This is a genomic window from Stenotrophomonas sp. Sm10 (genome assembly GCF_030985515.1).
Classification (GTDB): domain Bacteria; phylum Pseudomonadota; class Gammaproteobacteria; order Xanthomonadales; family Xanthomonadaceae; genus Stenotrophomonas; species Stenotrophomonas hibiscicola.
Window position 1 is genome coordinate 60,495 of record NZ_JAPTFO010000011.1, and the last position, 19,056, is coordinate 79,550.

A 19,056-nucleotide genomic window follows, 5' to 3' on the forward strand; every position below is an offset into this window, starting at 1 on the left:
GCCCCATCTGTGGGGTGCGCCAACCATGTGAACGCAATGATGAATGATCTACTGTTTGAACCCTATGTCTTCAGCAACGGCACGGTGCTGCGCAACCGAATCGTAATGGCACCGATGACGACCTGGTCCTCGAACCCAGACCAGACAGTTTCCGACGAGGAGCTGTCCTATTACCGCGAACGCGTCCAGGGCGTCGGCCTTGTGCTGACGGGCTGCACCCAGGTGCAAGCCAACGGCGTCGGCTTCACCGACGAGTTCGCGTCCCATGATGATCGATTCATTCCCAGCTTGCGGAAGCTGGCACAGGCCGCGAAAAGCGGGGGGGCTCCTGCAGTCCTTCAAATATTCCACGCGGGCAACAAGGCGGTGCCGTCGCTGATCCCGGAGGGTGAGCTGGTAAGCGCAAGTGCCATGGCCGCACCGAAGGGGCCCTTCAACAATGGAGAAGTGGCCAGCCGCGCACTTGACCCTGATGAGATCCTGGCAGTCATTCACGACTTTGGCGAGGCCACCCGTCGCGCGATCGAGGCCGGATTCGATGGCGTGGAGCTCCATGGGGCACATGGCTTCCTGATTCAGAACTTCCTGTCGCCGCTGTTCAATCAGCGCTCCGACGAGTGGGGAGGCTCGTTGGAGGCGCGGATGCGCTTCCCGCTGGAGGTGGTACGCGAAGTGCGTCGAGTGATTTCGCTTCGCGCTCAGCGCCCCTTCCTGCTGGGGTATCGGATTTCGCCCGAGGAACCGGGTGACGGTGCGTTGCGCGTCGGGGATGCCTTGGCATTGGTGGACAAGCTAATTGAGGAAAGCAAGCTCGACTACCTGCATGCATCGCTTTACAACGTCTTGGCAGGAAAACCTCTGGATGCGGAAGATGAGCGAACCACCGCTGAACGGCTCATTGAACGCGTTGGCGGACGCCTGCCATTGATGGCCGCAGGCGAACTACGACCGCCTCAGGACGTTCGCACCGCTCTGGATGGAGGGTTGTCTCTTGCCGCAGTTGCACGTGGCCTGGTGCTGGATCCGCAGTGGGTGGAGAAGGCGGTAGCCGCGCGCGACGATGACATCGTGACGGCGCTCAATCCTGACGCGGAATCTGTTGGCCTGAAGATTCCGGCCAAGCTGTTCGCGGCCATCCGCTCGAATCCCGGGTGGTTCCCTGCGAGATCGGTTGCAACGCCGGAGGCGGCGTCCAGCTAAACGCGGCTCGGCACCCTCGTCGCGTAGACAGCTTGGCATCGCAGCGACCGATATTGCCGACTCATGTCATATGAGCCGTTCCAGCCTATCCTGCTCTAACGGGTTGGATCTTACAGAGGTAGATGCCTCACGGGGCGATGCCGGCATGTGAATGGGGGCTTTAGCGGCTATCCGATTGGTGCATCGCGACCATGGGTGCTCCGGCGCCCTATCCGCGCCGCCGACCCGCGTCAACGCACGTCAATCTTCTGGAGGAACCGAGCCAGCAGCCGGCCTCCCGCCACCTTTCGGCCCAACTGCTCATTGAGGTGGCGGGCCTGCAGACCCGCACTGGCCAACAGATCCGTCTGGGCCATGCCAAACGTCACGGCTTGGAGCGGTTCGCCTGGTGAAGCGAGCTGGCCCGCGATAGGCTGAACCAAGCAGGGGCGCAGACTATCGCTCTTGGCATACCTCGTGGCCATCATCCGGCCGTTATTCGGCGACCAACCACCAAGCGCCAACTCGGTTCCGAGCTGGTCGAGCGGAAGGCCGGCCCGGCTGCCGCCATCTCATAGTTCGGCCATAGCTGGTCCACGACCAATCCCAACCCAGCAGATAGCTGATCCATTGCGAAATCTGCGCGGAAGCTGGCATGCAGCGCCAGCTCGTAGATGCTAAGGAAGAACTGGGTGGAACCGCGAGTGGCCGGCATCAGGTTGTGCTGGTGGATCGGCAGCAGCTTCGCCCCTGCGGAATGCGCCAATGTGTGGGCATCCTCCGCCAGGGTATCCACTGCGACCACCAGGTGGTCACGAGTACGCAAAACGTTGAGGATGCTCACAGTGGGCTTATTTAGGCGTCCGCAGACTATCCCCTCTTCCCGCCCCACCCGTCGAGGCAGCCATGACCACAGAGACAACAGAGATCCTTGACCGCCTGCACGCGTGCGAGGCCGGCCTTGAAGTGCACCGTGGCTACCTCAAGGCTATGGAGTACGCCCTACGCGTCTCTTTCATCACTCACCAGGATCCCAAAGCACTGCTCTCGACGTGGACAAAGCTGCTTCCTGCTATCGCGCACAGTCACGAACGCGACGGCGGCGCGTTGTTCGCCGCCGCGTTTCAGCAGTCCCTTACAGTCCTCACAGAGCAAATTGGCTCCGGGCCCCAGCCTTAGTGACCGACGCTGATGCCGATGACATAGCCGGGCAAATAGCGAGCAAAACACGACGCCAGGGCCGGCACAGAACTGCCTGACAGCGGCCAGTTTGTGATGGAGTCCCCGCCTTCACTTTCACAAACCACTAACAATCATGCGCATAGCTTGGTCGCCCCGAAGGAGAATGCGCCATGACTCCAAGTCCCACGGGCGATCTAGGCGACGAGTCGCAACAATTTGGACTTCTGGTCAATTCCGTCACTGATTACGCAATCTACATGCTTGACCCTCAGGGGGTCATCCGCACTTGGAACCCTGGCGGAGAACGCATCAAAGGCTACCGAAGGGATGAGGTAGTCGGCACCAACTACTCCAGGTTCTATACCCCGGAAGACATCGCCGCCGGCGTCCCAGAACGCAATCTCGCGATAGCTGCGAATGAAGGCCGCTACGCAGGCGAAGGCTGGCGGCTTAGAAAGGACGGCTCAAGATTTCACGCAAGCGTGGTCATCGATCCGGTCTGGGTGGATGGCTCGTTGGTCGGGTTCGCCAAGATCACGCGAGACGTAACCGAACGCTACCTTGCCCAAGAACAGCTTACACGAGCCCAGCAAGAACTGTTGCAGGCGCATAAGCTAGAGGCAATTGGCAAGTTGACCCTGGGCCTCGCCCACGACTTCAACAATCTGCTGGGTGTGGTGACGAATTGTCTGGATCTTCTCGCGGATCAGCCTCACGGTGAGCTGTCTGACAAGTACATCCGTACCGCTCTAAGGTCAGTTGACCGAGGGGCACTTCTAACTCGGCAACTTCTCACGTTTGGAAGAGGCCATGAACTTTCGCCCGAACGACTCAACGTTGGGAATGCTCTTAGAGACATTCACGACATGCTCCAACGCTCAGCCGGCGACACAGTTGCGGTTGAACTCGACGCTCCAACCGACTTGCCCTCCGTCGAACTCGACCGTAGCCAACTGGAAGCGGCCATCTTGAACTTGGTGTGCAACAGTCGTGACGCGATGCCTACAGGTGGCCGCATCAAAATTACAGCGCGTTTACAGACCAACGTGCAGTCTGATGACGCCAGTGAGCAACTTGGCACCTACGTGCGCATAGAAGTACAGGACAATGGCCAAGGGATTCCGCCGGAAGATCAGGCGCGGATATTCGAGCCCTTCTTCACCACAAAAACCGTTGGACGCGGTAGCGGGCTGGGCCTTAGCCAGGTTTTCGGATTCACCACCCAATCGGGCGGGTTGATTCGCGTAGAGAGCGCTCCAGGCTCAGGTACATCCATTGCCCTTTACTACCCAGTCGCCGAGTAGCTCATGCCTCTTTCTGTACTTTTTGTGGATGACGAGGACGACCTGCGTGAGATCGTCGTTGATGCACTCGCCGCGCAGGGCTTCGCAGTGACAACTGCTCGCAATGGTGTCGAAGCGATTGAATGCTTGCGGAGCACCGCTCAATTTTCCATTGTTGTCACTGATTACAACATGCCCGAAGGAGTATCCGGCTTGGACGTAGCCTCAGAAGCGGCTTCCGTGCAGCCAAACGCACGCATCCTACTGGCATCGGGCTATAGCCGCTCGCAGTTACCCGCATTGCCAAGCAATGTGCAGTTCCTCTCAAAGCCTTACCGATTTAAGCAGCTGATAGCCGCGATCAATAGTCAGTTCTGAAGTGCCATTCGCTCCCGGCTAGAAGGGGGGCGAACGCGGCGCGGCGTTAGGCAGCGATGGCGTAGGGCTCTACGAGAGAGATTAGGAGGTCCATCGCCGTAGCGTTGGAGACTTCTGCATTGCCGCGCCAATTGAACCCGGTCCAGTCAGCGCGAGCCAACTGCCGAAGTTCGGCCGACTCTACCGGCAACCATTTCATGGGCCAGAACGGCAAACGGCGCTTACCTACCCTCCCCCTTTGAAGCTCAACGATGCCGTCATGGCTGCTGGCGCCCAGTACGCGAGAATAGGCTACTGACAGTCCATCCTCGGGACCCTCCAGATACTGCAGGAAGCGCTCGCCATCGAAAAGCAGCACCCCCGTGACGCCAGCGTCTCTGTTGAACCGGGCTGCATCATCCACGACTTGATCCAACTTTTCGTTAGACAGACCCAGCTTGTCGCCAGCGATCTTCTCACCGGCACCGCTCACATATACAACAGCCCTGGTGGGCATGGCGCACCTCCTTGATTAGCCGGAACCGTACCAAGGGCGACTGTACAGATAGGTGACGATTGGCATCGGTTAAACTAAACCATTCAGCAATGGCGCCCCAACTCAAGCCGGCCCCACCCGGTGAGTTGTAGTTGGTACGTCAAGAGTGAACTTGCGAACAGCGTCACTCCGCCTCAATTAAAGCTCGCTGCGGCGAATCGCAGTAGAGCTCATGGTGTCGGAGACATCGGCACGCGTGGGATCATCGAGTGCCCGAACTGGGGTTACACACAGGCGAAAGCGGGGCGCAGGGGCTGCGGTGTCACCCCCGATAGCGCACGCTAATCGCAGGCCGATCCAGCGACTTGAGCTCGGCCGGCTCGGCCATGGTCGAGCGTTCGGACGATAGCTCCCGTCGTGCAGGCCATTGAGTGCATCGCAGCGCTTTACTATCCGGCTGCCCTGCAGCCGCCTTGGTGCTGGATCCAAGATCAGCTCCGCGTCGGGTCTGGCGAATCGCGGATAAGGGCCGCGAAGGATGCCAAAAATATCGGAAGATCAGATAGACGTGGTGTCGGCAACTTGCTATGCTTCTCCACTGGCGAGCGATTTGAGGGCAATGTGGCCTATGTCGTTAACCAACCGACCCTCCTCGCAACCTGGCCAGAACTGGACACATTTGTTCGTTCGATTGGCCCTCTGTTAGCGTGCGCGTGGTGTGCGCTTGAAAGATCGAGGAACGAGAGCAGTCCGGTCGCTAGTGAGGGGCTCGCAGTTCAAGCGCTTGAAACCCTTTCAATGCTCCGGGTTCTAGATGCGGTTCCCCTCCCTCTTGCTGGCAATGCTGCGCGATCACGGTATGAGCCGCTTGCTTGGTCATACCGTGCCCCATGGAGTCGCCCTGATGTTGATCTCGGCTACGCCTTGACCACCATTCTCCTGGCCTGGGCTCGAGAGTGCTCGATCGACTCCAAGCGCCGGCTCTGGTTGACGCTGGCCGAAGGTGAAGCCAACGCGTACCTTACAAACCTGCTGCGCAAGCACCGAATGGCCCCTGAGGCAGCGAAGCACCTGCGCTCGCTAGCTGACAGTAGCTGGGAGCAACTCAGTCTTGGTCGGAAGCGATATGTTCTATGGTCGAGCATGCGCGGCGCTGCCTCGGAGCTTCTGCGCACCGGCATGAGTGAAGATCGAGCGATCACTGCCCTGGACCGAGAGATTGGAGCAAAGTGTAAGTGGCTTCTGCAGCGCGAGCAGGTTGGCGCGCTTGCCCCTACTGACTATTGCTTCTTTCCCAGTCGAGACTGGCGTCGACCTTTGATACTCGATGTGGCGCTGGCGACTTTTCTGCCAATCGGGAACGCCTATTGGGCGTGGCCGGTAGGTCGCTGGAAGTTTTAAGTCCGCACATCGGCGGCGACCGTCGGCCATTCGTGCGGCTCATGGGGTGCCGCCAATCGTGCGGCAATGCAATCAAAGTGCTTGCATCTGCCCCCCCCCCTATTCCTCGCCGCGCAGCCCGCGCACCCATCCGTGTAGAAATGCCTCCTGATCTCGGGTCTCGATGGCGCCTGGGCGCACTGCTCTAACCATGCTCATCGCCTGTTCGGCAGTGACCGCTGCACCGGTCGCAAGCATTAGCATGCTGGCTACCGTTCCCGCGCGGCCAAGCCCTCCTTTGCAGTGAACAACCAGACGACCTCCAGCGAACAGTTCCTGCACCAAAACTGGCTCCAGCGACTCCCACCGGGCAAGGAATCCATCATTAGGCGCTGCCCCGTCGCGAATCGGAAGTCCCACCCATGTAAGTCCATGGGTAGGTGCGACGGTCGGCAGCTGCGGGATCTTCAGCTCCTCGAATTCCCACGGCTCAAGCAGCGAGATCAGGCGCGTGCCGCCCCAAGTGCGGATTGCGTTCAAATCGGCGTCCATGTTTCGCGCCCATTTGCCGGTCATCGCAGCATCTTGGTGCTTCCCGGGAGCGAATGTGACGCCGATCGCTCCGCCATGCAGGCCGACAACCAGTTCAGCGATCTCAAGTGGATGCGTGTGACTAGTACGGATCATTGGCGACCACCGGAACCTGACGGGCCCATTTCAGTGCATGTCGGCTTGCTGCCTTCCACGCCATGATCGACGCAACTGATACCAATCAAGACACCCGGCCTCGGGCGGCACCCGTTGGCAAATCGGCTTGGATGGTGCCAATGCCACGGTGAGCCAACGCAGCTGTGAGCGGAAGTGAAGGTCCATGTGGGCGCGCTGGGTGTCATGATGCTCAGAAGATTGGGTCGGTAGCTGGTGTGTGACCGAGGGTTGCACAGCGGGTTCGCACGGCTCTAGCGCAGCCTCATATCTCAGATTTGAAGCTCAGCAAGCCTTCTACGCAGATTCTGCAGCGCTTGCGCCAGCCCCTGATCGCAGGCCTCATAGGGCGAGGCAAAAAGCGGTACGTGGACCCACCAGCGCTCTTGGCCAGGGTGCACATAGGCGGCGTGGTCATCGAGCAACAAAGCTGCGCCAAGTTCCGGGGTGATAAAGCGCAAGTCCTTTGTCGCGCCATGCCACTGGGTGAAGTCCAGCTGAGAGAACCACGGAGGAGCATGTTCCTCTCGGGTCAATAGCTCCACGATGCCCCTCGCTCGTGGTTCCGGAACGCTAGTGAACAGCACCAGTCGTTCGAAATCATCCTGAACGGAGCAAAGGAACTCACTCAGTCCCGGGCGCGGGATCTGGCTGACGGCATTGGAGATCAGTGTCCCTTCCAGATCTAGAGCAAGTATGGTCGGTCGCATCCTTCACACTCCAGTACAAGAGCGGGAGGCTTCCCGGCGCAGCAGTGGCAAGTACTGTGTGCCCGGTCAACGCTCTGCCCTATTGCTTTGATCATCGCCCCCTCCAACATGAGGCATGAGGATATCTGGTTTTTAGATATCTGAGAACTGGATATAGCTTCGGAGGCCGCTCAAACAAGGCGCGGCCGTGACCAAGACCATCCATCGCAAGGAGTATTCGGCGCTGATCGAGGTGGTTCGCGATGCACGGCTGGCGGCTGGCCTCACACAGGCTCAGGTTTCAAGCAAGCTGGGACGCAGTCAGTCGTTCATCAGCGATGTCGAGACTGGGAAGCGCAGGCTTGACTTAGTTGAGCTAAGGGATATAGCTGAGTTGACTGGACAATCGCTCTCGAAGCTAGTCACTAACTTCGAGAAGCGGATCAAGGGCTGAAACCCCGGTTATGCTATCTGCTCCTCTGTGTGCCTCCCTGACTTGCCCCCTCCCCCCGCTTGTCCCGAATGTTTGGCCGTTGCAAGGTGCTGAATCTGCGGTCTTGGGTCAGGCATGTGGAAAAGGACAGAACCCGGCGTAGCTATGGGCATACGCAGTGGCAGCGATCTACGCACTTTCCACAGGATGGGAGTGCGCCATGGCGCCATCTGGCTCGCCGTTGGCGGCCATCAGGCGAACGATGGCCTCTTCAGGTATCAGGGCCTGTCTTCTACCCGTTGCGAGCACCGCTGCAGCCCATTCCCAGGCCGCGTTATTGAAGCTGACTGAGCGTCGCGCGTCTTCGCTGGCGTGTTCGAACGGCACCTTCAGTTTGATCCGCGGCCCCAATCCAAACCGAAGGTCAAAGCCATAGTCGACCGAAAGCAGTCTACGAAGCTCCCGCGTCGGGCCGCCGGGCACATAGCCCGTCCAGCCATTGTCTTCCATCTGAAGAATGGTGCTGCGCAGCCAATCTGCCTGTGCATTGAGCACTTCCCGATTGAGATCGAACTCAATGAAGGTGTCCGACGCCATTGGGAACACATAGCGGATGAGGTATTCAAACAGTTCTGGTGCGATCCCGCGCAAGCCGGTCACGACTGCAGCCATCAGCGTGATTCCGTGCAATGAACGTCCGATGTCAAATGCGCGCGACGTATCGCCCGCCTCGTAGGCTTCTCGAACCAGTACGACAGCCGCCGCAATCGCCTGCAGGTCTGCCTGTCCCTCAAGGCGGATCAGCGGTTGGACAGGTGCGGTGCGACGAACATAGCGCCCCTTCGCCAAAGCACGTTCTTCGAAAAGGGCACTTTGGATCGAGGGCCGCAATCGCCTCAGCAGCTTGTCACCGTCGCCGCCAATCGGTCGACTCACATCCAGCAGGTCCCAGCTCGGATCCTCCAGTAGGTGACTCGACCCCCGGACCTGCTCCTCACAGGCATAGACCGTCTCAGCACTTGGCAAATGCTTTCCCACAGCGTACTTGGCCCACACATTGTGGTGATAGATGCCGTCGCGGTAGGTGTGCGGCTGCATTTTCTGACCAACTCCATAGGCGGTGGATTGATACAAGCGCATGCGCAGCCCTTCAAACCAAACCCCCGCTCTAAGGACGTTCAACGCCTTCTTCAGTGATCTGGCGCTGTCGGATTGCGCAAAACATAGCATGTTTTTCAGCCGGGCTTCGTGGTACGGCTTTATCATTTTCAATGACTTGGAAGACATCTTGGCGCGAAAATAGAGTAACGATTCCCTCCAACTTTCCATCTGTTCAAAAATCAATGCAATGACTACGCTAGCCGCATGACTGAGCGTGACAGAATCATGGATTCATTGGCGCGCGAGTTGGAACAGGATTTGCTGCATCGCTATGGGCCCATGATTGGCCAGGATGATCTACGGCAAGCCTTGGGCTACAGCTCCTCTGACGCCTTCCGCCAAGCCCTTGCTCGACGGGTCTTGCCTGTTCCCGTGTTTGCCATTGCACATCGGCGCGGAAAGTTCGCGCTGGCCAAGGATGTTGCGCAGTGGTTGGCCCAATTACGACATCGCGCGCAAGGTGTTGAGTCGACAGGAGCTGAACAGACACAGTTGCGCGTGTCGTTGCGCTGACTGCTTCGGCCGGTCCAGTGCCCGCAGCAGTTGTTGGCGCTATGACCGTGTCGGCGTCGCCTGCGGAACTATTGCAGACGGACGCAGCAAAACCGCCCGCCCTACCCCAATTGCTGATGGCAAGGAGAACGTCCTCACAGACTTAGTCCAGATCTCCGGACCACAGAAATGAAAAATGCCCCCGTTGGAGCGGAGGCATTTGGCCTCTCGTCGGAGCGAGAGGTGGCGAGCACTAGCTAGAAGCTAAGACTAGGCTCCCGCATTTCTCCCCCCAAGTCAAGTCGCCCCATGCAGGCGGCTGGGCATTCGTGCGCGCTCGTTCGGGCCAGTCGGCTCGGACAGACAAGGGCGCGCTGCGTAGCCCTGACCGTGCATGGTGCGAGGCGGCGCCCAAGTGCGCCGCAGCAGGAGATTCCAATGACTGCAGGAGCAGCGGCCACCGCCTCGGGCGTGGCCACATCACATCACGTAGACGCTTCACTCAATTACACCCCCCGACCCCTCAAACGAGGCCAGCGCAGCCGGCGCGAGGTGTTCGTCTTCCAGTCCCCGCGCAATGGCCGGGTGGTCACTGTCGCTGACGCCAGCGCCTTTGCCTACGCCCTTCTGCTCGAGTTCGATCCAACCGTGCGGATCTACGTGGAAAGGCCGCGACAGCTGCAAGTGACCAGCAAAACCCGCATAGATCTGAGCTTCTGGTCCGAGCGAAATGACGGTAGCGAGCGATTTGATCTGATCGTGCCGGCCACCCTCATCATGCAGAGCAGCACGGGCTCGATGCCGCTGCCGGGAAAGCAGGATCTGGTCGAAATCGGGAAGCGCAACGGGGTAAACCTGACACTGGTCACCGAGCAGGAGCTGGCCTCTCAGTTGTCCCAAATCGCCTTGGCCTATGAGCTGCTGCCGCTGGTATGGGATAGCGGTCGCATAAGTGCCCGCGCAGCCATTGCTGAGCAGGTCAAGGCGCTGCTTGAGCGCGCCGCTCGCCTAAACCTGCTCAGCTTAGCGGCTGCTCTGCCCTATACGCCCAATCAGGTGCGGGCCACTGTGGCCTGGATGGTTCACCAGGGTATGGTCCATCTGATCGACCATACACCCGGTGCTTCGGACGCGGTATTGGAGCTCGTTCGTGGCTGATCGTCCCTATATCTATGATGCCCAAGAGTTGGCCACGTGGTATCGGCCGAATGTGAACGAGTTGCGGGAAGAGGACCGCGACTCCTATCGCCGTGCAGAGGCCGCATTGCTCGGGGTGGTGACCGGCCAGTTCTCGCTTGCGCGAGCGGCCAAGCTGCACGGGCTGTGTCGTAAGCGATTAAAGCGCATGGTGGCCCATGCCCCCGGAGTCAATGCCGACGGCATGGCCAACGGATTTCGTGTCTGTGTGCCGTACGGCATCTATCAACGCACGCCGGCGACATCAGGCGAGGCGCTTGTTCCCCTCAGCGGCGGGCCCGGAAGCATGGCTCAGCTGTTTCAGGCACTGCCTGCAGTGCGTGGTCTGGTGGAGCGCTTCAGAGATCCTCTACCGCCAGGGCGCGCGCCAAGGGCGTTCTCTCGCCTGCATGAGCGCGTCTGCGCAGAGTTGCGCCGGTTAGATCTCTGTGACCACTACCCGCTTAATACGCCTGACCGCGGGCGTAGAGCCCTGCTCGACTACCTGCGCCGTGACAGGCTCACCGCCGTCGTGCCCGGAACGCTGGAGCTGGAACCTCTGGCGGTCCATAAACTGGAAGACGCCTTCCGAGGTCGGCTGTTTGATCGTACCGAGTTTGACGCGCACCGCATCGATGTCGAAGGCACCTTGAGTGTTGCGCTTCCCGATGGCGGGGTCGCAGAGCGGCCGATCACGACACTGTGGCTTCTGGCAGAGGTGGAGGTCCGCTCCAGAGCCATTGTCTCTTGGTCCCTGCGCGTCGGTCGCGGCTACAACAACCTGGATGTGGCCAACTGTCTGGCCTCGGGGCTTCGCCCGTGGACACCGCGCGAGCTTACGATTCCTGATCTGGCTTATGCACCTGGCGCGGGGATGCCAACGGGACTGGAACCGGCCTTGGCGTCCCGGCGCTCGCGCTCCATCGCTTTGGATAATGCGTTGGCTCACTCAGCCCTGGAGCTGGAATCTTCGATGTGTCGGTCCCGCGGGGGCGTGATCATCTTCGGCCGCGCTCATGAGCCCCGCTCCCGCCCCATCGTCGAGCAGCTGTTCTCGCGCCTGGAGCGCGGAGCACTGCGTCGGATTCCTGGCGGCTTCGAACCTGCCAAGGCCCACAGTGAAAGCAAGCGACGGATCAGCAAAATCTCCGGGAATGAGCACTACTTCAATCTGGGCGCATTCGAGGAGCTGCTGGACGTCATCATCGCAAACTACAACGCCACACCGCACCCAGCGCTGGGGAGCCTGTCTCCGCTGCAGTTCCTCAGGTCCCAGCCCTGCTCGGCCTTTGCTTTCTGTCCCGATGGTGCCGAACAGGACGCTGCGGACCTGTGCACCGTCCTGGTTCCGTTGGTCGTGCATGGCAACAAGTCACAGGGTGTGGTGCCTCACGTCAACTACAAGTACGTCAAATACCGAGGGCCAGGCCTGGAAGGACGCTGGGAGCTGATTGGCAAGACAGTGCTCGCTCGCGTCAATCGGAGTGACCTGCGCACGTTGACATTGATGAAGAGCGTCACCGCGCCGTTGTGCAGTGTGCGCGCTGCAGCCCCTTGGGCCCGTAGCGCACACGATGAGACGACCCGGGCGTTGATCATGCAATGGATCAAGAACCGCTCTGGCTTCAGCGTTCTCGGTGCGGATTGCGCGGTCGCCGCCTATGTGAGCTTCCTCAAAAACAGGATGCAAACTTCGCAGCTGGCGGCCGATCAGCTGGCGCGCATGGACGCCGCGACACAACCAGCGTCCCGCCATGCGGTTGAGCCTGACTACTACGGCACTGTCATCACGATGGCAACCGATGGCTGGATCAGCCTGGATGAATAGCGCGACCACTGACCGCTTCCTCACCAGTTCTGCCGCCGCAAACTTTCAGACCCTGCCATGAAGCACACACACAGCAACCCGTTGATTGCCTCCCACCATCCGTTGCTGGTCCCTGATGGTTACCAGATCAACACTAAGCCCACCGAGCGACTAGCTAATTTCATTCGTAAAAACATCTTTGAAGGGCACCATGGGTGCTCTGCCTATGGGGGCGGCGGCGTGGGGAAGACCACCGCCATTGCCTACCTCACCGACAATGCTCCGCGTTGGTTGATTGACAGCGACAGATCCCCGATGGGCGTTGCCATGAGGATGGTCATGGCCAGCGGTATTCGGCGCACGGACCGCGCATTCTGGTCGACTATGAATGATCGGATGGGGATCGGTAGCTCGAGTGCAACCTCAGCAGCGGCAGGAATGGCCAAGCTCCGGAACCTAATCGGCAGCCGCTGCGGCCAAGCCGGCGTGAGCAGGATGGTCCTGTTCATAGACAATGCACAGCGGATCACCGAGGCAGAATACGAGTACTTGGAAGACCTGGACAGCATGGTCAGGGAGGACCGGTTGAGCCTGTTCCTGGTGCTGATGCGCCAGAGTGACGCCGAAGGCGTGGACGTGGGTGATGACTGGCGTGACCGTGCATCCCACAGCATCCGGCGCTGGTTCATGGCGACTACCCCCTTTGGCCCATTGATGGGACTGGATGAGGTTAAGCATGCCTTGAGCGGTTACGACAGCAGCTGGTGGCCAACGCCCGACGTGCCCTACAGCCGCTACTTCGCGCGCTCGGCCTTCGATGGCGGTTGGCGCTTGGCGATGGAGGCGCCGCTGATCTGGCAGGTGATGGGAGAGCTTCGAAAAAAGGGAAAGTTGCCGGAAAGCCAAGCCTGGCCGATGGCGACGTTCACCTTGATGGTGCGCCATTTGCTCCACGACATTGCCTTCCGGCAGAAGGACTTCACGGGCTTCACCGTCGACCAGGTGGCTACCGCCCTGCAGAACTGTGGCTATCTGCGGCTGGAGTACGTCCGAGCGCGCATGCGTATGCCTTTGGCTACCTGACAGAGGACGACGTCATGGCTTGGACCGACGATATCCACGGGCAGCCGGCGGTGCCACGAGTGGTAGGGGCTGACCTCGGCCCCTATCCCTACATCTCCGGCTACGGCTTGGCACAGCGCATCACGGCGTTTGCCCTCCCCGCCGGTGCAGAGCTCACGGCCCTTGGCTTCAGAAATCGAAAGGGGATGGACGTTCTGATTGCGACCCAGCGATTGGGCAAGCCGAGATCGAATTTCCTCTGGAGCCTGGGCTTGGCTGACACCAATGTGGGGACCTATTGGTCCCCGGATGCTTGGTCGCCGACCGATTGCCCAGGGCTGTTCTCCCGGCATCCGCGACCGCTTCGGCAATGCTGGGAGTGCGCTGCGCACGGATATCACAGCGCGCTGTTCCAGCTTCCCTCCATCACTCGCTGCCCTTGGCATGGGCAACGCCTCACCTGCACGTGCCCTCAGTGCGGCCGAGTGCAGTTTGGCCGGTTCAACGAGGACGATGCGCTAGGCGTCTGTGCCTGTGGATTCTCCGCGATGAATGCCCGTACAGCGCTTGCGGGCATGCGCACCTTTCCAACGAATCAATGCGCGCCGTGGGCCGAAGACTACCTGCAGTGGGCCCGGGGTCAGCGGGAAGGCCGAGTTCTCTATGTGCCCGAATCCAATCAGGCGTGGGACCTGGCCTACGCAGCTCTGGCTGCCCCGCCTGCCCGCCTGGTCGCTAGAGAGCTTACCGCCTCTAGAGAGCCACCTATCCCTTCTGTCTTCGAAGGGGTAGGTGCAGATCCAGCCCACGATTGCCTGCGGGGCTTCTCGCACCTGGGTGGTCCCCAGGTTCTCCGCTTGACCCCACTGCCCAAAGGAGTCATTGAACGGCTAGCGGCCATCACGGATCAGGCAGTTGCAGAAGTACCGAAGCACGAGATCGAAATGGTGCGAGGTGAGGCTCGCGCTCGGCCGTTCGGTTCAATGTCAGTGCCGCCGGCTAAAGATCACACGTTCCTTATCGGTCCTTATGGTCTGTCGGAGAGCGGTCATGCTTGGCTCAGCCTAGCGGTAGTGGACAAGGAGCTAACCATTGCCTGTGGAAACGCGCTACTGCACTTTTCTGAGAAACTCCGCACATCTCTCGACCTGCATCTGTCTCTGCAGGCGACCGTGGCGTCAGTGCTGGGTGCCATCGACGGTCGCAGGCACCTTGTGGACGCAATGATGGCTTGCGTGTGCCGAGCATATGACCAAGGTCTTAGAACGAGGCTGCGCCAATCCGGGCAGGAGATGAAGGAGGCGCAGGGTAGCACTTTGGAGGTTCCACTGATTGAGCTGCACATCCGCGATGGCGCGATTGCCAAGGTCCAGGTGGCGTGGGCTCCCTCCCCTTCGGCAAGAAGGGCTCCGAGCGTTCCGTCGCTCCGGGCCGTTCACGAGACATCGCCGCGGTCAACGCCGAGTTCGGGCCAAGAAACGGACCGGGACGGTGTGTAATGACGTGGGCGCCATCAGAGTTCGATTTCGATCCGCAGATGCGGGGCTTCTCGGGCCGTGGCGGCCAGACGAGGATGGCGAGGCTCTGATCACACGCTACGGCACGCTGGGGCGTGTGAAGGAGCCATTTCTGCTTCGCTCGGACAACGGCCTAGTGTTCACCAGCCGCGATTACACCCGGCTGGTGCGCAGGTACGGCCTGAGGCATGAGTTCTCCACCCCGCACTGCCCTCAGCAGAACGGGATGTGGAACGAGTAATCCGGATGTTGAAAGAGCAATGCGTGCATCGGCATCGCTTCGAGAGCCAAACCCACGCCCTGCGGGTGATTGCTGCTGGATCGCCTTCTAAACCAACAGCGCCCGCATCAGGCGCTGAAGATGATGACCCCGGATGCGGCCTATACCTGTACATTAACCGCATGACCTGAGCAGAAACCGGTGGGTCGTTACACGACGGGCTAAGGGGCCGTGGGACAGGAGGCGCCGTCGGCCTACATCAGCAACTCAACTCAGAGGCTTCTGGGAAATCTGAGGCGCATTGTCCGGATTGTTGGCAAAACCGAGGTGCCTTTTCCGGAGTTCGCGGATCACGGGGCGCCTTCTCCGTAGTTCACGAAATACGGGGCACATTGCTCGTAGTTCGAACTACGGAAAGTTCAGTCAATAATTGTCACCACGCCATAAGAATCAGTGGCTTGCGGATGGGGTACATTGACCCCGTCAATCAGACATCGCAGACTTTTCCGCCCTCCCAACCCTGAAATTTGACCTTTCGAGGCAGAAATTCTGGGCGCGATGTGAATGGCCAAGGGCGATCTGTGGATTCTGGACACATCTTCAACGGATTCTGGACACATTCAACAGCTCTCTGGTTCAATGAGCGCGAAATCTGGCGATTCTTGGCGCCTTAGGTGCGTCAGATTTCAACGACCTGCACACTGGTGCACGCGCCGGCTCCTCTTGGCTGATCGGAGGGGCCGGGCGTCTTCTCAGAGACTGTAGTGGCGAAGCGCCGTACGTCAGAGCGCCAGCTTGGTTATTGGCTCGATGAGGTTGCGACTAAGCGACCTTGAATCGAATTCCCTCGAGTACGACCGGCTGAAATGAGATCCGCTGGTTAACCTTGATGTTGTACAGAAACCCCTCGCACCAGCCGCCTCTTACTGTCATGGGAGTTACGCTGTGAATGGATCTTCTTCGAGAAATCCATCTGGCTAGTGTTGAAGGATCCCGACCAATCAGTATTGGGCTGATAAGCTCCACTGTAGATCCAGTCTCCAGAGTGTTTACCCACGAGCCTAGGCATCGCATCCAAATGCGAAATCCCTCCAGCTCCAGTTTTCGTCGAACATCAGGATCTGCCTTCAGCTGTTGCCGGCGAACGCGCCAAGAGATTTCTAGGTGTGGCGAGTGCTCGCCCTTGCCATGTGCGGCCACTTTCAACAAGTACCCGGGCGTGCCGGTTTGAATCGGCGTGAAGTACTTCGAAAGCCGTCCGTAGAAGTATCCTGCGCCCGCTGTGGTGAGAAGCAGGAATAGGTGCTTCTCATTTACGGAGATGCGATACCCATTCGATAGGTAGAATTGTGCGCACGCAAATCCATCGCAACCCGCCGGCATCGAGGCGCTATACGCCCTGTCTGCCGCAATGTACGCAATAACCAGGATGGTGATGACCAGCCATTTATAGCAGTTCACTCGCTGGTCCAAAACGGGCTCCCAAGCGAGCTCTCCATAGCGTCGGCGCACGAGAAACGTGCTGAAGAAGCCTAGAGCGATTGGTGCCAGAAGCAGGAGTATGTCAACGGATCGCTGTGTTATGTACATAGATGGGGGTGGTTGAATTGTCGGTCGGCCGAGGCTTGGGCGCTCTTTGAGCTCTCGATCGGCGGCGTGGCGGCGTGTGGGCTTGCTGCGGGGGCAATATCGGCTGTATCGACCTGATACTTGAGCTGGCGATCAACGACTGCACCGATCCGTTCGGCGTCAGATCTCCCTGAGGCCGCATCTGAACTTGCGCCTTAATCAGCAGCCCCGGGGTAGTTGGCCCCTGGTTCGAGCATGGGTCGGGAGCGACGGTCTCTCGTGACCCTATCCATGAAGTGCTTGCTGCCCCAGCACGGGTGTTGCGCGTTCGGCGCCGCCGATCGACAGTTCCGGAAATGCACCCAATCGCGATGCCGGCATTCGCAATCATCCCGCCACTGTCGTCAAACTGCGGAATGTGTTGAGTCGGCGCAAACAGCGGTCGGCGGTGGCTGGCCCTGACGCCGAGACACCAGGGGCCGAGACCTCACCAGTGCGCGTGAGGCGCTTTCGTAGGGGCGCCGCCCCTACACCCCTCTGCAGCCGCCGTTGAGCCATGACCAATTGTCTGTTAGCAGGCCGCTCAACAGCCAAAGTGTCGCGTACACAGCAGCTACGAGGCCGAAGAGTGACAGGATTTGGATGGCACGAATCTGCCACCGTGGCGCAACAGGCAACAAGTCGACCGTGATTGGCCGGGCTACGGTTTCCTTACTCCTGACGGAAAGGACATTCGGCAGGGTATTGTTCACGGCGACCATCTCAAACCATAGCTCGTCCTTTGGGGATAGCGTGGGGAGAGAGATCGCAATTCGGCCGTGTGCAATTTCAGTGATGGAGAACGGTCGCGGCGGCCAAAGATTAAGTGACTGGGGAGAGTAGTTCAGGACGATCTCGATTTCGCTCAGGGGCACCTTGCCCGTATTGCTGATGAAGAATGATCCAACTGTTAGATGCGGCCTTTGATCCGTCACATTTCCGTCTGCATCTGTGAAGGGCGGCAGGATGTGACTTATTGAAGCCCTTGGTCCCCACCCCATCGAAGTCTTAGGCTTCGCCGCGAGCTTTCCAATCAAGCCGAAAAGTCCAACCAGTATCGAAGCAATTTCCTTGCTGTAGTCAAGAATCGACATCCGTCCTTCCCCTGCCCGCTCAAGTTGTTCGCATGATAAACGGCAGTCCGCTCCCCGCGCTGGCTCGACCAGACTAGAATGCGCTAAGGACGCCTGGGGGGGGGGGGCGTATGGACCCCGAACGACACGAACCAACCTTTGGCGCCCCTGATCTGCATGACGTGCAGTTTCGCGCGGGAGGGGGGGCGAAGCCGACCAGCCCGGCAGAAAGAGCCTGCGTCACCCTGGCTCTACATCGGCGTAAGCGCCGCATTAGTTCACTAATCATCGAATCTGAGCTTGAAGCTGTTCTTCCTCGCCAGTGCTAATCGCAGATCATCCCAGTTCAGCAGGAGGGGAACTGTCTCCACTACCGAGTGGTCATGGTAATGGCATGATTCGAGGCCTATGCCTGTCGCCGATGCATGACCCTTGAACTGCTGCGCCTGTCCGTAGTCGGCGATAGCCGCCTCAACAGTCTGACGACTAGATTCAACGTGGTCATTGACCAGCGAGCGCAGCGAAAGGTGAATTCCATTCACCTCCCGCATGTACTCGCGCAGGATTCTTCTGAGATAGATCCTGTCGGGAGTTTCATCGAGGATGGACTTTTTGAACTTCCCTCGGTCAGCCACGATCCTGTCCTTAGATGCGTACAGCCCGTGCTCGCCTCTCCCGCCCTCTTGCCCGTCCACGGGGAGAGCGCGATGCTGGGATCGATCACGCAGTTGGCACGTCAGGCGGTAGGCAAGGCAGTTGTCATAGGCGACAGCTGCTAGATGCTTGGCTTGCCGGGCAAATTCGCCTTCTTCACCGAATGATTTGAAGTCACGTGCCACTTGGTCCATGTACGTCTTGCCACTGGTGAATAGATTGATGACGTGTCGATTGGCCTCCATTAGAAGGGCATCGCCAGTCTCATAGCTCCAGTCCTTGCGTAGCTCACTTCGCAGATGTGCTACGGCGCAAAACTCCTCGAACGCCAAGAAGTTGCCCATAAGTAGCTCGTAGCGCCGCTCAAAGGATCCCGCGTCAATGAGACAATGCCGCGCGTTTGCCAAGGCAACGTGGCGATCTTGGCTGACCTCCAGGATCGTCTGGGGCCCAATATGCGCGCCCCGTAGCTGATAGATATCCATGTATCCCCTTCCATCAAGACAGCCCCAACACATTGGGACATGCAGCGTTCTGCCTCGCAGATTGCAATCCAATTAACGTGACGCGTCACGCCAAGCC

At 59.4% G+C, this 19,056-nt stretch carries 17 protein-coding genes; 9 read left to right on the forward strand and 8 right to left on the reverse strand.

The features are described 5' to 3' along the window. The first annotated feature begins 39 nt into the window (after positions 1–39). Entirely contained in the window at positions 40–1,200 is a 1,161-nt protein-coding gene (locus O0J15_RS05200; protein WP_308305218.1) for an NADH-dependent flavin oxidoreductase, read from the forward strand. A 463-nt stretch (positions 1,201–1,663) separates the two neighbouring features. On the opposite strand, the gene O0J15_RS05205 is transcribed toward O0J15_RS05200, so the two are convergent. Next, a complete protein-coding gene (locus tag O0J15_RS05205; protein WP_308305219.1) occupies positions 1,664–2,023 on the reverse strand; it encodes a hypothetical protein in 360 nt (119 codons plus the stop codon). A gap of 508 nt (positions 2,024–2,531) precedes the next feature. Between O0J15_RS05205 and O0J15_RS05210 the strand changes: the two genes are divergently transcribed. Together O0J15_RS05210 and O0J15_RS05215 are read left to right on the forward strand one after the other, a co-directional pair. Continuing rightward, positions 2,532–3,665, forward strand: coding sequence for an ATP-binding protein (locus O0J15_RS05210; RefSeq protein WP_308305220.1), 1,134 nt, complete (start codon positions 2,532–2,534; stop codon positions 3,663–3,665). A gap of 3 nt (positions 3,666–3,668) precedes the next feature. After that, positions 3,669–4,022 carry a response regulator gene (locus O0J15_RS05215; protein WP_308305221.1) on the forward strand — a complete coding sequence of 118 codons (354 nt, stop codon included), beginning with the start codon at positions 3,669–3,671 and terminating at the stop codon, positions 4,020–4,022. Positions 4,023–4,068: 46 nt separating this feature from the next. On the opposite strand, the gene O0J15_RS05220 is transcribed toward O0J15_RS05215, so the two are convergent. Continuing rightward, positions 4,069–4,518 (reverse strand): BLUF domain-containing protein, encoded by a 450-nt coding sequence (locus O0J15_RS05220; RefSeq protein WP_308305222.1) that lies wholly within the window; start codon positions 4,516–4,518, stop codon positions 4,069–4,071. A 903-nt stretch (positions 4,519–5,421) separates the two neighbouring features. On the opposite strand from O0J15_RS05220, the gene O0J15_RS05225 reads away from it, so the two are divergent. Next, positions 5,422–5,898 (forward strand): hypothetical protein, encoded by a 477-nt coding sequence (locus O0J15_RS05225; RefSeq protein ID WP_308305223.1) that lies wholly within the window; start codon positions 5,422–5,424, stop codon positions 5,896–5,898. 99 nt (positions 5,899–5,997) lie between these two features. On the opposite strand, the gene O0J15_RS05230 is transcribed toward O0J15_RS05225, so the two are convergent. After that, complete coding sequence (locus tag O0J15_RS05230; protein WP_308305224.1) at positions 5,998–6,564, reverse strand: cyclin-dependent kinase inhibitor 3 family protein; 567 nt, start codon at positions 6,562–6,564, stop codon at positions 5,998–6,000. Between the two features lie 290 nt (positions 6,565–6,854). Beyond that, complete coding sequence (locus O0J15_RS05235) at positions 6,855–7,292, reverse strand: NIF family HAD-type phosphatase (protein ID WP_308305225.1); 438 nt, start codon at positions 7,290–7,292, stop codon at positions 6,855–6,857. A gap of 187 nt (positions 7,293–7,479) precedes the next feature. On the opposite strand from O0J15_RS05235, the gene O0J15_RS05240 reads away from it, so the two are divergent. Beyond that, a complete protein-coding gene (locus O0J15_RS05240) occupies positions 7,480–7,725 on the forward strand; it encodes a helix-turn-helix transcriptional regulator (RefSeq protein ID WP_197589653.1) in 246 nt (81 codons plus the stop codon). A gap of 168 nt (positions 7,726–7,893) precedes the next feature. Here O0J15_RS05240 and O0J15_RS05245 read toward each other — a convergent pair whose 3' ends face one another. Then, positions 7,894–9,048, reverse strand: a complete 1,155-nt coding sequence (locus O0J15_RS05245) for a hypothetical protein (RefSeq protein WP_308305226.1) — start codon at positions 9,046–9,048, stop codon at positions 7,894–7,896. A 21-nt stretch (positions 9,049–9,069) separates the two neighbouring features. Here O0J15_RS05245 and O0J15_RS05250 point away from each other — a divergent pair, with 21 nt between their 5' ends. The 4 genes from O0J15_RS05250 to O0J15_RS05265 all read left to right on the forward strand — a co-directional run bounded on the left by O0J15_RS05250 (position 9,070) and on the right by O0J15_RS05265 (position 13,423). Next, complete coding sequence (locus O0J15_RS05250) at positions 9,070–9,378, forward strand: hypothetical protein (RefSeq protein WP_197589655.1); 309 nt, start codon at positions 9,070–9,072, stop codon at positions 9,376–9,378. A 417-nt stretch (positions 9,379–9,795) separates the two neighbouring features. Next, on the forward strand, positions 9,796–10,515 hold the full coding sequence (locus O0J15_RS05255) for a hypothetical protein (protein WP_308305227.1): 720 nt from the start codon (positions 9,796–9,798) through the stop codon (positions 10,513–10,515). Then, positions 10,508–12,361, forward strand: a complete 1,854-nt coding sequence (locus O0J15_RS05260) for a hypothetical protein (RefSeq protein ID WP_308305228.1) — start codon at positions 10,508–10,510, stop codon at positions 12,359–12,361. The genes O0J15_RS05255 and O0J15_RS05260 overlap by 8 nt, the downstream gene beginning before the upstream one ends. A gap of 57 nt (positions 12,362–12,418) precedes the next feature. Continuing rightward, entirely contained in the window at positions 12,419–13,423 is a 1,005-nt protein-coding gene (locus tag O0J15_RS05265) for an AAA family ATPase (RefSeq protein WP_308305229.1), read from the forward strand. A 2,538-nt stretch (positions 13,424–15,961) separates the two neighbouring features. Here the strand turns inward: O0J15_RS05265 and O0J15_RS05270 are convergent. The 3 genes from O0J15_RS05270 to O0J15_RS05280 form a co-directional block, all read right to left on the reverse strand. Next, positions 15,962–16,729, reverse strand: a complete 768-nt coding sequence (locus tag O0J15_RS05270) for a hypothetical protein (protein WP_308305230.1) — start codon at positions 16,727–16,729, stop codon at positions 15,962–15,964. Between the two features lie 506 nt (positions 16,730–17,235). Continuing rightward, positions 17,236–17,841, reverse strand: a complete 606-nt coding sequence (locus O0J15_RS05275) for a hypothetical protein (protein ID WP_308305231.1) — start codon at positions 17,839–17,841, stop codon at positions 17,236–17,238. A gap of 260 nt (positions 17,842–18,101) precedes the next feature. Beyond that, positions 18,102–18,959, reverse strand: coding sequence for a hypothetical protein (locus O0J15_RS05280; protein WP_308305232.1), 858 nt, complete (start codon positions 18,957–18,959; stop codon positions 18,102–18,104). Positions 18,960–19,056: the final 97 nt, after the last annotated feature.